Source organism: Cellulomonas sp. EB106-03-03-XG116, assembly GCF_058792015.1.
Map to the genome: position 1 here is coordinate 56,197 of NZ_JBYTEP010000017.1, position 13,976 is coordinate 70,172.

Here is a 13,976-nt window from a genome sequence, read left to right on the forward strand (position 1 = left end):
CGTGGAACACCTTTCATGACTGTGTGTCGCAAACCCTAGCGGACCACGGTGGCCTGCTCAGGTCGGGCGCGCGGCCGCCGGGACCGGCGCGCGGGGTTCAGGTCGGGTCGTCGCCGCGGGTCAGCGCGTCCCAGGTGCTGCGCTCGTCGGGCCCGGCGTCGCCGTCCGCGGGCGCCGTCCCGGCGCCGGTCCCCGCGCCGCCCGCGACCCCTGCGGCCCCCGCGGACGCGGCGGTCCCGGTGCCGGCGCGCTCGTAGCGGTCCGTCGGCGCGACCCAGCGCGCGGACGCCCGGCCGAGCCCCGCGGCCGCGGCGACGACGACCACCCCCAGCGCGGCGGCGAGCCACGGCCAGACGGCCACCTGGACCGTCCCCGTGAGGTTCGACACGCCGGTGGCGTCCGCCGCGGCGCGCTCGGCCGTGGCCGTCGCCCCCGGCCGCACGCCCAGCGCCGAGGCCACCACCAGCGCGCCGGCGGCGGCGACCACGACCACCACGACCCACCGCCCGACCCGGCCGACGAGCCCGAGCGCGCCCGCGGCGGCGAGCAGCACCAGCGCGGCGGCGACCAGGCCCGGCGCGGCGACCGTGCCGCGGACGGCGATCGCCACCGCGTCGCCGAGCGCGTTCGCGCCGGTCGCGGTGATCCACACCGGCAGCGCGGTCAGCGCCACCAGCCCGGAGAGCAGGAGCAGGACGAGCACCCAGCGGCCCCGCCGGCCGCGCGCCCGCGGCTCCGGCGCTCCCCCGCCGGCCGCCGCCGCACCACCCGCCGCCGCACCGCCCGCAGCCGCGTCGCGCCCGGCCCCGCCGCCCACCGGCCCGGTCACGGCGCCCCGACCGCCCGGAGCCGGGCCGCGACCTGCACCGCGCGCACCGCGGCCGCGGCCTTGTCCCGGGACTCCTGGTACTCGGCGGCCGGCACGGAGTCGGCGACGATCCCGGCGCCGGCCTGGACGCTCGCCCGGCCGTCCCGGATGAGCGCGGTGCGGATCGCGATCGCCATGTCCATGTCGCCCGCCAGGTCGAAGTAGCCGACCGTGCCGCCGTAGATGCCGCGGCGCGCGGGCTCGATCTCGTCGATCAGGGCGATCGCGCGCGGCTTCGGCGCACCGGAGAGCGTGCCGGCCGGGAACGTCGCGGTGAACGCCCCGAGCGCGGTCGCCCCGGCGCGCAGCCGGCCGACGACGGTCGAGCAGATGTGCATGATGTGGCTGAACCGCCGCACCGCCATGAACTCGACGACCTCGACGGTCGCGGGCTCGCAGACCTTGACCAGGTCGTTGCGGCTCAGGTCGACCAGCATGAGGTGCTCGGCCCGCTCCTTGGGGTCGGCCAGCAGCTCGTCGTGCAGCGCGCGGTCCTCCTCGGGCGTGGCGCCGCGCGGCCGGGAGCCCGCGATCGGGAACGTCGTGACGTGCCCCTCGGTGACCTTGACCAGCGTCTCCGGGCTCGACCCGACCACGGCGAAGTCCCGCCCGTCCGCGTCCTGCAGCTGCAGGTAGTACATGTACGGGCTCGGGTTGATCGTCCGGAGCACGCGGTAGACGTCGAGCGGCGCGGCCGGGCAGTCCAGGTCGAGGCGCTGCGACAGCACCACCTGGAACACCTCGCCGTCGACGATGGCCTCCTGGCCGCGCGCGACCGCGGCCTCGTACTCCGCCGCGGTCGACCGGAACTCCAGCTCCGGCGCGGGCGCGTCCACCAGGTGCGCGGCGGCGGGCGCGGCCGGGCGGAGCAGCGCCTCCTGCATCGCGTCCAGCCGCGCGACGGCGTCGGCGTGCGCCTCGTCCACCCGCGCGTCGGTCCCGTCGAAGTTGATCGCGTTCGCCACCAGCCAGACGGAGCCGTCCCGGTGGTCGGTCACCGCGAGGTCGCTCGCCAGCAGCAGCGTCATCTCGGGCACGCCGAGCTCGTCGGGGGCCGCGGCGGGCAGCGTCGGCTCCCAGTGCCGCACGACGTCCCAGCCGAGCGCGCCGACCAGGCCGCCGGTGAGCGGGGGCAGCCCGGGGACGGCGGGCGTGCGGAGCACCTCGAGCGTCTGGCCGAGCACGGACAGCGGGTCGCCCTCCGTCGGGACCCCGGCGGGGACGTCGCCCGTCCACACCGCGCGGCCGTCGCGCACCGTCAGCGTCGCCCGGGACCGCACGCCGACGAACGACCACCGGGACCAGGACCCGTCCTGCTCGGCCGACTCGAGGACGAAGGTGCCCGGGCGGCCGGCCGCGAGCGTGCGGTACAGGCCGACGGGCGTGGTGTCGTCGGCGAGCAGCCGGCGCACGACCGGGATGACCCTCCGCGAGGCGGCGAGGTCGCGGAACTCGCCGAGCGCGGGCCAGGTCGTCCCCCAGGGCACGTCCACCGGGGTCGTCGCGGGGGCGGCGGGCGCGCCCGGGGTCGCGGCGGTCATCCGTGCTGCTCCGTCGCGTCCGGCCGCTCGCCGACGACGGCGCCGAGCGAGCCGCCCGCCTCGAAGCAGGTGCGCGTCCCGGTGTGGCAGGCAGCGCCCACCTGGTCGACCCGGACGAGCAGCGCGTCGCCGTCGCAGTCGAGCGCGACGGACTTCACGTACTGGGCGTGCCCGGAGGTGTCGCCCTTGCGCCAGTACTCCTGCCGCGACCGGCTCCAGAACACGACGCGGCCGCCGGTGAGCGTGCGGTGCAGCGCCTCGTCGTCCATCCAGCCGAGCATGAGCACCTCGCCGGTGTCGTGCTGCTGCACCACCGCGGCGACCAGGCCGGACGCGTCCCGGCGCAGGCGCGCGGCGAGCTCCGGGTCGAGGGGGCTGGGGGTGCCCGCGGGGGCGGGGGTCTGCGTCTCGCTCACGCCCCCGATCCTCCCACGCCGCGCGTCCTGACCCGCGAGCGGCCGGTCGGCACGGTCGGTCGGCGCGAGCGGGCGGTCAGCGGGTCTGGGCCACCCACGCCCGGTGCATCGCGGCGTAGACGCCGTCCCGCGCCACGAGGTCCTCGTGCGGGCCGAACTCCACGACGTGCCCCGCGTCGACCACGACCACGAGGTCCGCCGCCTCGGCCGTCGACAGCCGGTGCGCGATCGTCACGGTGCTGCGGCCGGTGGTCAGCGAGTCGAGCGCCCGGGCGATCCGCACCTCGGTGGCCGGGTCGACCGCGGAGGTCGCCTCGTCCAGCACGAGCAGGTCGGCGTCCGCGAGGTAGGCGCGGGTCAGCGCCACGAGCTGCCGCTCCCCCGCCGACAGCGCCTCGCCGCGCTGGCCGACCGGCGTGTGCAGGCCGGACGGCAGCTCGGCGACCCAGTCGGTCAGCCCGAGCTCGGCCAGCGCGGCGCGCAGCCGGGGCTCGGCCTCCGCCGGCGTGGGCGCCGCGTGGTCGTCGCCGTCGCGCAGGCCGTAGACCAGGTTCTCCGCGAGCGTGGCGTCGAACAGGAAGCCCTCCTGCGGCACCATGACCACCCGGCGGCGCAGGTCCTCGGTGCGGACGGTGCGCAGGTCGGTGCCGTCGAGCAGCACCGCGCCGCGCGTCGGGTCCATCAGGCGCGTGACGAGCTTGGCGATCGTCGTCTTGCCCGAGCCGGTGGCGCCCACGACCGCGACGGAGCGGCCGGCGGGCAGGTGCAGGTCGACCTCGTGCAGCACCGGCGGGCCGTCCGGGTAGGCGAAGCCCACGCCCTGCAGCTCGACCGCGGCCGGGCCGCGCGGGGACGGCACCCCGCGGGCGCCCGGGTCGGCGACCTGCACGGGCGTGTCGATGATGCCGAGCACCCGCCGCCAGCCGGCGACCGCGTTCTGCAGCTCGTTGAGCACCTCGGTGGCCTGCTGCACCGGGCCGGTGAACAGCTGCACGAGGAACAGGAACGCGAGCAGCTTGCCCACGCTGAGGTCGCCCGCGACGCCGAGGGCGGTGCCCGCGACGACCACGACCGCCAGCACCAGGTTCGCGACCAGCACGCCGGAGGAGAACACCAGCGACACCGTGTTCTGCGCGCGGACCATGGCGTTCCGCGTGGCACCGATGCGCTCGTCGACGTTCTTCTGCACCCGCCGCTGCACGCCGTACGCGCGGATGGTCTCGGCGCCGACGACGGCCTCCGACACCGCGCCCAGCATGGCGCCGACCCGCTCGCGGACGGTCGTGTAGGCGACGTTGACCCGGCGCTGGAGCGGGCGCAGCGCGAGCACCAGCGGCCCGAAGCACAGCCAGACGAGGATGGTCAGCTGCCAGGAGTAGACCGCCATCAGCACGGTCGCGACCAGCACCTGCAGCGTGGAGACGAGCAGCATGATGCCGCCCCACTGCACGAACATCGAGATGGTGTCGACGTCGGAGGTCACGCGCGACACCAGGGAGCCGCGCCGCTCGGTGTTCTGGGTCAGCACCGACAGGTCGTGCACGTGCCGGAACGCGCGCACCCGGAGCTGGGCCAGGCCCGCCTCGCTGGCGCGGAACAGCCGCACGTTGACCAGCGCGGAGCACAGGCCGCCCGCGACCAGCGCGAGGGTCGCGGCCAGCACCAGGGTCACGACCCGGCGCACGTCGGGGCCACCCTCGGCGAGGATGCCGGTGTCCATCACCTGCTGGACCGCGATCGGCACGACGACCTTGCCCGCGGCGGCGAGCGTCGCGAGCAGGAACGTCACCCCGATGCCCTGCACCAGCTGCGGGGACACCTCGATGCCCCGGCGCAGGGTGCCCATGACCCCGCGGTGCGTGCCGCCCAGGCCGGCCTGCGCCTCGGCCTGCTGCTCGGCGCTCATCGGGCCCCCTCCGCGTCCAGCTCGTCCTCGTCCTCGTGCTCGTGCGCGTCGGCGCGCTCGTCGGCGGCCGCTGCCTCCGCGTCCAGCGCCTCGGCCCGGCGGGCCGCGCGCCGCTCGGACTCCTGCTCGTAGGCGGTCGCGAGGTCGGCGTACCCGGGGTCCCGGGCGAGCAGCTCGGCGTGCGTGCCGTGGTCGACGACCCGGCCGCCGGCCAGGTGCACCACCTCGTCCGCGAGCAGCACCGACGACATCCGGTACGCCACCAGCAGCACGGTCGGCCCGCCGGCGTCGCCGTCGGCGTGCGCCCGGAGGCCGGTGAGGATGTCCTGCTCCACCCGCGGGTCGACGGCCGAGGTCGCGTCGTCGAGCACGAGCAGCCGCGGCCGGCGCACCAGGGCGCGCGCGATCGCGAGCCGCTGCCGCTGGCCGCCGGACAGGTTCGAGCCCCGCTCGCCCAGCCGCGCGTCCAGGCCGCCGGGCAGGTCGCGCACCACGCCGTCGACCCGGGCGAGCCGCAGCGCGGCCCACACCTCGTCGTCGGAGGGCGCGTCCGGGTCGTCCGCGTCGCGCAGCGTGACGTTGCCGCGCACGGTGTCTTCGAACACGAACGTCTGCTGGCCGACCAGCACCACCTGGTCGGTGAGGTCGCCGGGCACCAGGTCCCGCACGTCGGTGCCGTCGACCTCGACGGTTCCGGTGCTGGGGTCGGTCAGCCGGGGCACGAGCGAGACGAGCGTGGTCTTGCCGGCGCCGGTCGGGCCGACGACCGCGACGACCCGGCCGGGCGCGACGTCCAGGTCGACGCCGCCGAGCAGCTCGATCGGGCCCGCGGGACCGGGCACCTGCACGCCGACGCCGGACAGCCTGAGCGCGGCGCCGCCGCCCGCGCCCCGGGTCAGCGGCCGCGCGCCGGCGACGAGCTCACCCTCGGCGTCGACCACCCGGGCGACGCGCTCGTGCCCGACCAGGCCGCGCGGCAGCTCGCCGAGCACCCAGCCGAACGCCCGCACGGGCACCGCCATGAGCGTGAGCAGGTAGGCGGCCGAGACGATGTCGCCCGTGCCGACCGCGCCGGACTGCACCCGCCAGACACCGACCAGCAGGACGAGCAGCGTCCCGAGGTTGGGCAGCATGTCGATGACCGGGTCGAAGTAGGCCCGCACGACGCCCACCCGCACGTTCGCGTCCCGGAGCTGCCCGGCGCGCTCGGCGAACCGGCGCTCCTCGCGCTCCTCCGTGCCGAGCGACTTGACCAGCAGCGCGGCCTCGAAGCTCTCGTGGGCGATGTCGGCGACCTCGGCGCGCAGCTGCTGCGCGCGGGTCGCGGCCGGGGACATCCGGCGCTGGAAGACCAGGTTGGCCACCACCGCGGCCGGCAGCACGGCCATCGCGGCCACCGCCAGCCACACGTCGGTGCTGAACAGCGCGACGGCGGCGACGCCGATCATCACGACGACGCCCAGCGCGAACGGGAGCGGGTTGAACACGCCGGTGGCCGCCTCGACGTCGGCGGAGGCGTTGGACAGCAGCTGGCCCGTGGGGTGCGCGCGGTGCCACGTCATCGGGAGCCGCAGGTACTGCCGGGTGACCGCGCGGCGGTGCATCGCCTGCTGGTCCGCCACGCCCATGCCGGCGAAGATCCGGCGGCCCGCGACGGCCGCGGCCAGCGAGACCGCGACCAGGGCGAGCACGCCGCCCGCGACCCAGATCCGGCCGCGCGCGTCGGGGTCCCCGCCCAGCGCCGGGACGACCACGCTGTCGGTCGCCCAGCCGAGCACCCGGCTGATCGCGACCGTCAGCGCGCCGTAGGCGGCCGAGGTGCCGATGGCCAGCACGTACGTCCGCGGCTGGGAGGCGATGCCGCGCCCGAGCAGCAGCAGGGAGCGCCGCAGCACCGACCCGGTGAGCATCGCCGGACGGGGCGTGGTGGAGCGCGCGGGCACAGCACGGCCTTTCACGAGAAGAGGTGGCGGCGCCGTCGATCCTCTCACGGGCCACCCACAGGTGAGACGGCGGGGTCGCACCAGGTGAGACGACGACCGGGCTCGGCGGGCGGTCCCGGCGACCGTGCCCGGGAACGCCGACGGGCCGGCCACCCGGAGGTGGCCGGCCCGTCGGACCGGTGGCCGGGCTGGACGCCCGGCGGTCGGCTCAGTTGCCGGTGAGCTTCTCGCGGAGCGCGGCCAGGGCCTCGTCCGACGCGAGCGTGCCGGTCGCCTCCTGGGCCGGGGCCGAGGAGTACGAGGACGACGACGAGGAGGACGACGACGAGCTCGAGGCGGCGGCGTCGCCACCACCCTGAGCGGCCTCCGCGTCGGCCTGGACGGCGTCCAGGACCTGCTTGCGGTGCGCCTCCCAGCGCTCGTGGGCCTGGGCGTACTGCGCCTCCCAGGTCTCGCGCTGGGACTCGTAGCCCTCGAGCCACTCGTTCGTGGTCGGGTCGAAGCCCTCGGGGTACTTGTAGTTCCCCTCCTCGTCGTACTCGGCCGCCATGCCGTACAGCGCGGGGTCGAAGTCCTCGGAGGTCGGGTCGAAGCCCTCGTTCGCCTGCTTGAGCGACAGCGAGATGCGGCGGCGCTCCAGGTCGATGTCGATGACCTTGACGAACACGTCGTCGCCGACCTGGACGACCTGCTCCGGGATCTCGACGTGGCGCACGGCCAGCTCCGAGATGTGCACCAGGCCCTCGATGCCGTCCTCGACGCGCACGAACGCACCGAACGGGACGAGCTTGGTGACCTTGCCGGGGACGACCTGGCCGATGGCGTGCGTCCGGGCGAAGGCCTGCCACGGGTCCTCCTGCGTCGCCTTCAGCGACAGGGAGACCCGCTCGCGGTCGAAGTCGACGTCGAGGACCTCGACCGTGACCTCCTGGCCGACCTCGACGACCTCGGACGGGTGGTCGATGTGCTTCCAGGACAGCTCGGAGACGTGCACGAGGCCGTCCACGCCGCCCAGGTCGACGAACGCACCGAAGTTGACGATCGAGGACACGACACCGGGGCGCACCTGGCCCTTCTGCAGGGTCTGCAGGAAGGTGGAGCGGACCTCGGACTGCGTCTGCTCGAGCCACGCGCGGCGCGACAGGACCACGTTGTTGCGGTTCTTGTCGAGCTCGATGATCTTCGCCTCGATCTCCTTGCCGACGTACGGCTGGAGGTCGCGGACACGACGCATCTCCACGAGGGAGGCCGGGAGGAAGCCGCGGAGGCCGATGTCGAGGATGAGGCCACCCTTGACCACCTCGATGACGGTGCCGGTGACGACGCCGTCCTCCTCCTTGATCTTCTCGATCGTGCCCCAGGCGCGCTCGTACTGGGCGCGCTTCTTGGACAGGATCAGACGACCCTCCTTGTCCTCCTTCTGGAGGACGAGGGCCTCGACCTCGTCACCGACCTTGACGACCTCGCCCGGGTCCACGTCGTGCTTGATGGAGAGCTCGCGGGACGGGATGACGCCCTCGGTCTTGTAACCGATGTCGAGCAGGACCTCGTCGCGGTCGACCTTGACGATGGTGCCCTCGACGATGTCGCCGTCGTTGAAGTACTTGATCGTGGCGTCGACGGCGGCGAGGAAGTCCTCGGCCGAGCCGATGTCGTTGACCGCGACCTGCGGGGTGCCGGGCTTGGCGGGGGTGGAGATGCTCATGTAGGGATGGGCTCCGATGCGGACATGAAGTAGTGGGAACGGGTTCGGCGAGGCGCCAGACGGCACGCCACACCGGCGAACACCTTACCCGTCCCGACGACAGCGGGTCAAAGCCGCCCGGGGTGCCGGTGACGGCGCCCCGGGCGGCTCGGCCGCGGCGGCTCAGGCCAGGGCCCGGACCACCTGCAGCAGCTCGGTCGGGACCCGCTTGACCTTGCCGGCGATCTCCTGCAGCGGCACCAGCACGACCTCGTCGCCGCGCAGCGCCGTCATCACGTCCGTCTCGCCGCGGCTGATCGCGTCGATGGCCGCCACGCCGAACCGGCTGCCCAGGATGCGGTCCGCGGGCACCGGGCTGCCGCCGCGCTGCACGTGGCCGAGCACCGTCACCCGGGTGTCGAACCCGGTGCGCTGCTCGATCTCCGCCTTGACCCGCGCGGTGATCGCGCCGGCGACGATCTCGCCGAACTGGCCGACCGGCGCCTCGTAGGACATCGAGGTGCCCTCGGCCGGCACGGCGCCCTCGGCGACGACCACGATCGAGAAGTTCGCGTGCGCGCGGTGCCGGTGCTTGAGGAACTTGATGACCTTGTCGATGTCGAACGGCTCCTCGGGGGCCAGCACGACCTCCGCGCCGCCGGCGATGCCCGCGGTCACCGCGATCCAGCCGGCGCTGCGGCCCATGACCTCGACGATCATCACACGGTTGTGCGACTCGGCAGTGGTGTGCACCCGGTCGATCGCCTCGGTGGCGATCTCGACCGCGGTGTCGAAGCCGATGGACCGGTCGGTGCCCCACACGTCGTTGTCGATCGTCTTGGGGATCGCGACGATCTTCACGCCCGCCTCGGCGACCTTCGACGCCGCGTGCAGCGTGCCGTCGCCGCCGATGCAGATGAGCGCCTCGATCCGCTCGGCCTCGAGCGTCGCCAGCACCGCGTCCAGGCCGCCGTCGGAGGAGTGGGGGTGGAACCGCGCGGTGCCGAGCAGCGTGCCGCCGACCGGCAGGACGTTGCGGATGTGGTTGCGGCTGAGCGGGACGATGTCGCCGTCGACGACGCCGCGCCACCCGTTGCGGAAGCCGATGATCGAGTGCCCGTACTCCCCCTCCCCGCGCTTGACGACGGCGCGGATGGCCGCGTTCAGACCGGGGACGTCGCCCCCGCCGGTGAGCAGTCCGACACGCACGCTGGAGTCTCCTTCGGAAGGTGGTGGGCCGCGGCGCCCTCGCGCGGCCCGACCAGGCTATCCGGGCCGGGCGTGCCCACCTGTGAGCCGGAGGTCCCGGGCGATTCGCCGGGCTACCGTCGTGCGGGTGACGGACAGCACCGACGACAGCACCGACCCCCGGCTCGCCGCGGCCGGCTACCTCGACGTCCCCGCCGCCGCGACCGAGGGCGCGGGGCGGCGCTGGTGGGACGCGAACGCCGGCGACTACCTCGACGAGCACGGCGCGTTCCTCGGCGACGACGACTTCCTGTGGTGCCCGGAGGGCCTGCGGGAGTCCGAGGCAGGGCTCCTGGGCGACGTCGCGGGGCGCCGCGTGCTGGAGGTCGGGGCGGGTGCCGCGCAGTGCTCCCGGTGGCTGGCCGCGCGCGGCGCCCGGGCGGTCGCGACCGACGTCTCCGGCGGCATGCTCGCCGCCGCGCAGGAGCTCGACCGCCGGCTCGCCGGCGACCCCGCGCGCGAGGCGGGTCCGGTGGCCGGGCGGGCGGCGACGGTGCCGCTGGTGCAGGCCGACGCCCGGGCGCTGCCGTTCCCGGACGCGTCCTTCGACGTGGTGTTCACCGCGTACGGCGCGATCCCGTTCGTGCCGGACGCCGGGCGGGTGCACGCCGAGGCGGCGCGGGTGCTGCGGCCGGGCGGGCGCTGGGTGTGCTCGGTGACGCACCCCGTGCGCTGGGCGTTCCCCGACGACCCCGGCGAGCGCGGGCTCACCGCCGATCGGTCCTACTTCGACCGGCGCCCGTACGTGGAGCGCGACGACCGCGGGCGGGTGCTGTACGCCGAGTACCACCGGACGATCGGCGACCACGTGGCGGACCTGGTGGGCGCCGGGCTGGTGCTCGACCGGGTCGTCGAGCCGGCGTGGCCGGAGGACAACGACCGCACCTGGGGCGGCTGGAGCCCGCTGCGCGGCCGGCACCTGCCGGGCACGGCGATCTTCGTGGCGCACCGCCCGGCGTAGCGCGGCGCGGGGTCGGGGTCGACGCGCAGCCGTGCGGAGGTCCCGCGTCCGGTGAGGTCGTCACGAGCGAGCTCGTGAGGTCGTCACTCGCTCGTGAGGTCGTCACTCGATTGTGACGACCTCACGACGTCGTGACGACCTCATGACGTCGTGACGACCTCACGCCGCTGCGACGACCTCGCGCACCTCAGTGCCCCGCGGCGTGCCAGCTCTCGCCGACGCCGACCGAGACGTCTAGCGGCACCGACAGGTCGTACGCCGCGCCCATCTGCGCGCGGACCAGCGCCTCCACCGCCTCCCGCTCACCCGGGGCCACCTCGAGCACGAGCTCGTCGTGCACCTGGAGCAGCAGCCGGCTGCCGAGCCCCTGGGCGTCGAGCTCGCGCTGCACGCCGAGCATCGCCAGCTTGATGATGTCGGCCGCCGAGCCCTGGATCGGGGCGTTCAGCGCCATCCGCTCCGCGGCCTCGCGGCGGACCCGGTTGTCGCTGGTGAGGTCGGGCAGGTACCGCCGGCGACCGAGGATGGTCGCGGTGTACCCGGTCGCGCGGGCCTCGTCCGCCACGCCGGTGAGGTAGTCGCGCACGCCGCCGAACCGGTGGAAGTAGTCCTGCATGAGCGCCGCTGCCTCGGACACGTCGATCTTCAGCTGCTGCGACAGGCCGTACGAGGACAGCCCGTACGCGAGGCCGTAGGACATCGCCTTGATCTTGGACCGCTGCGCGCTCGTGACCTCGTCGGTCGGCACGCCGAACACCCGCGACCCGACGTAGGAGTGCAGGTCCTCCCCCGCGGTGAACGCCTCGATGAGGCCCTCGTCGCCGGACAGGTGCGCCATGATCCGCATCTCGATCTGCGAGTAGTCCGCGGTCAGCAGGGTCTCGTAGCCCTGGCCGACGACGAACGCCCGGCGGATCTGCCGGCCCGCCTCGGTGCGGATCGGGATGTTCTGCAGGTTCGGGTCGGTGGACGACAGCCGCCCGGTCGCCGCGATCGTCTGCTGGAACGTCGTGTGGATCCGGCCGTCGGGCGCCACCGAGCGGAGCAGGCCCTCGACGGTCTGCCGCAGCCGGATGGCGTCGCGGTGCGCGAGCAGGTGCTCCAGGAACGGGTGCCCGGTGCGGGCGAACAGGTCCGCCAGCGCGTTCGCGTCGGTGGTGTAGCCGGTCTTGGTGCGCTTGGTCTTCGGCATGTCGAGCTGGTCGAACAGCACCTCCTGGAGCTGCTTCGGCGAGCCGAGGTTCACCTCCCGCCCGATCGCGTCGTACGCCTCGCCCGCGGCGCGCTGCACCGCGGTGTCGTACTCCTTCTCCAGCGCCGACAGGTAGCCGGCATCGGCGGCGATGCCGACGTGCTCCATGCGCTCGAGGACGCCCTCCAGGGGCAGCTCGACGTCGCGGAGCAGGTGGTCCGCGCCGCGCTCCACGAGCTGGCCGCCGAGCACGTCGACCAGGTCGAGCACGGCGGCCGCCCGGACGGCGCCGCGGGTGCCCTCGGAGGAGCCCTCCAGGTCCAGGTCGAGCGCGCCCTGGCCGGCCTCGTCCGCGACCGCGCCGAGCTCGCGGCGCAGGTAGCCGATCGCGAGGTCGGACAGGTCGTACCCGCGGCGGTCCGGCTGCAGCAGGTACGCGCCGAGCTCGGTGTCGAACTCCACGCCCGCGAGCGTCAGCCCGCGGCCGGCGAGCGCGCGCCACGCCTCCTTGGCCGCGTGCAGCGCCTTCGGCTGCGCGGGGTCGGCCAGCCAGGCGGCCAGAGCGGCCTCGTCGGCCGGGGCGATCTGCGCGAGGTCGTAGGCCACCGCCTCGCCGCCGACGACGAGCGCGATGCCCCAGGCGTCGCCGCCGGCCGGGGACGCCGAGCCCTGCACGTCCACCGCGGTGCGCGCGCCGGCGTGCCGCTCGAGCCACGCGGCCAGGCCGCCGTCGACGGGCGTGACGACCACGGGGCCCTCGGCGGGGCCGGCCACCTCGCCCGCGCCGTCGTCCTCGCCCGGGAGCATGGCGAACAGCCGGTCGCGCAGGGTGCGGAACTCCAGCTCGTCCAGGATGGTGTGCAGCGCCTCGCGGTCCCACGGGCGGGCGACGAGGTCCTCCGGGCCGAGGGGCAGCTCCAGGTCGTCGAGCAGCCGGTTGAGCTGGCGGTTGAGCAGCACCTGGTCGAGGTTCGCGCGCAGCGACTCCCCCGCCTTGCCGGTGATCCTGTCGACGTTCGCGACGATGCCCTGCAGGCCGTCGTAGGTGGCGATCCACTTGGCGGCCGTCTTGGGGCCGACGCCGGGGACGCCCGGGAGGTTGTCGGAGGACTCGCCGACCAGCGCGGCGATGTCCGGGTACCGGGCCGGCGGGACGGCGTACTTGGCCTCGACCGCCTCGGGGGTCATCCGCGCGAGCTCGGAGACGCCCTTGACCGGGTACAGCACCGTGACCCGCTCGTTCACGAGCTGCAGCGAGTCGCGGTCGCCGGAGCAGATGAGCACGTCCATCCCCTCGGCGGCGCCCTGGCGGGCGAGCGTCGCGAGGATGTCGTCGGCCTCGAAGCCCGGCTTGTCGAGCGTCGGGATGTGCATGGTCGCGAGGACCTGCTTGATGACGTCGACCTGGCCGCGGAACGGCTCGGGCGACGCGGAGCGGTTGGCCTTGTACTCCTCGTACTGCTCGGTGCGGAACGTGGTCCGCCCGGCGTCGAACGCGACCGCCACGTGGGTCGGCGCCTCGTCCCGCAGCAGGTTCGCGAGCATCGACACGAACCCGAACACCGCGTTGGTGGGCTGGCCGGTGGAGGTGGCGAACTTGTCGACCGGGAGGGCGAAGAACGCCCGGTAGGCCATCGAGTGGCCGTCGACAAGGAGGAGTCGCGTCGCGTCAGTCACGGGTGCCAACCTATCGGGCATGGCTGACACCGACCTGCCGCCCGCCGCCGCCCCCGCCGACGCGCCCCTCGGCTCCCACGTCCCGCCCGGCACGCTCATGGAGCGCATGGGCATCGAGATCCAGGAGGTGTCCGCCGAGCGCGCGGTCGGCACCATGCCGGTCGCCGGGAACGTGCAGCCGTACGGGCTGCTGCACGGCGGCGCCTCGGCGGTGCTCGCGGAGACGCTCGGCTCCTACGCCGCGAACGCGCACGCGGGCCCGGACCGGCGCGCGGTCGGGATCGAGCTGAGCTGCACGCACCACCGGTCGGCGACCGAGGGCGTGGTGACGGGGACCGCGACCGCGGTCCACCTGGGCGGCCGGGTGGCGACCTACGACGTGGTGGTCTCGGACCCGCGCGGCCGGCGCGTCTGCTCGGCGCGGCTCACCTGCATGCTGATCGACGCCCGGCCCGCCTGAGCCGCCTCGGTCACGGTCGCGGCGCGGGGGGGGGGGGGGGGGGGGGGGGAGGGGGGGGGGGGGGGGGGGGGGGGGGGGGG

General features: G+C 75.0%; 10 protein-coding genes. 2 read left to right on the forward strand and 8 right to left on the reverse strand.

The window, feature by feature from the left end:
- Positions 1-97 precede the first annotated feature (97 nt).
- The 7 genes from AC3WUG_RS08895 to AC3WUG_RS08925 all read right to left on the reverse strand — a co-directional run bounded on the left by AC3WUG_RS08895 (position 98) and on the right by AC3WUG_RS08925 (position 9,567).
- Positions 98-703: a Trp biosynthesis-associated membrane protein gene (locus AC3WUG_RS08895; RefSeq protein WP_492327345.1), complete on the reverse strand. Its 606-nt coding sequence runs from the start codon at positions 701-703 to the stop codon at positions 98-100.
- 122 nt (positions 704-825) lie between these two features.
- Positions 826-2,409 carry an anthranilate synthase component I gene (locus AC3WUG_RS08900; RefSeq protein WP_492327346.1) on the reverse strand — a complete coding sequence of 528 codons (1,584 nt, stop codon included), beginning with the start codon at positions 2,407-2,409 and terminating at the stop codon, positions 826-828.
- Entirely contained in the window at positions 2,406-2,825 is a 420-nt protein-coding gene (gene hisI / locus AC3WUG_RS08905; protein WP_492327347.1) for a phosphoribosyl-AMP cyclohydrolase, read from the reverse strand. Before hisI ends, AC3WUG_RS08900 begins: the two co-directional genes overlap by 4 nt.
- 76 nt (positions 2,826-2,901) lie before the next feature.
- On the reverse strand, positions 2,902-4,731 hold the full coding sequence (locus tag AC3WUG_RS08910; RefSeq protein WP_492327348.1) for an ABC transporter ATP-binding protein: 1,830 nt from the start codon (positions 4,729-4,731) through the stop codon (positions 2,902-2,904).
- Positions 4,728-6,641, reverse strand: coding sequence for an ABC transporter ATP-binding protein (locus tag AC3WUG_RS08915; protein WP_492327357.1), 1,914 nt, complete (start codon positions 6,639-6,641; stop codon positions 4,728-4,730). The genes AC3WUG_RS08910 and AC3WUG_RS08915 overlap by 4 nt, the downstream gene beginning before the upstream one ends.
- Positions 6,642-6,882: 241 nt before the next feature.
- Positions 6,883-8,379 (reverse strand): 30S ribosomal protein S1, encoded by a 1,497-nt coding sequence (rpsA, locus tag AC3WUG_RS08920; RefSeq protein WP_492327349.1) that lies wholly within the window; start codon positions 8,377-8,379, stop codon positions 6,883-6,885.
- A 162-nt stretch (positions 8,380-8,541) separates the two neighbouring features.
- Positions 8,542-9,567, reverse strand: coding sequence for a 6-phosphofructokinase (locus tag AC3WUG_RS08925; protein WP_492327350.1), 1,026 nt, complete (start codon positions 9,565-9,567; stop codon positions 8,542-8,544).
- A gap of 127 nt (positions 9,568-9,694) precedes the next feature.
- On the opposite strand from AC3WUG_RS08925, the gene AC3WUG_RS08930 reads away from it, so the two are divergent.
- Positions 9,695-10,567 carry a class I SAM-dependent methyltransferase gene (locus AC3WUG_RS08930; RefSeq protein WP_492327351.1) on the forward strand — a complete coding sequence of 291 codons (873 nt, stop codon included), beginning with the start codon at positions 9,695-9,697 and terminating at the stop codon, positions 10,565-10,567.
- A gap of 187 nt (positions 10,568-10,754) precedes the next feature.
- Here the strand turns inward: AC3WUG_RS08930 and polA are convergent, their stop codons facing one another.
- The gene (gene polA, locus AC3WUG_RS08935; RefSeq protein WP_492327352.1) at positions 10,755-13,457 is read right to left on the reverse strand and encodes a DNA polymerase I; all 2,703 of its coding nucleotides are present in this window, start codon (positions 13,455-13,457) and stop codon (positions 10,755-10,757) included.
- Between polA and AC3WUG_RS08940 the strand changes: the two genes are divergently transcribed.
- On the forward strand, positions 13,456-13,896 hold the full coding sequence (locus tag AC3WUG_RS08940; RefSeq protein WP_147793688.1) for a PaaI family thioesterase: 441 nt from the start codon (positions 13,456-13,458) through the stop codon (positions 13,894-13,896). The genes polA and AC3WUG_RS08940 overlap by 2 nt on opposite strands.
- Positions 13,897-13,976: the final 80 nt, after the last annotated feature.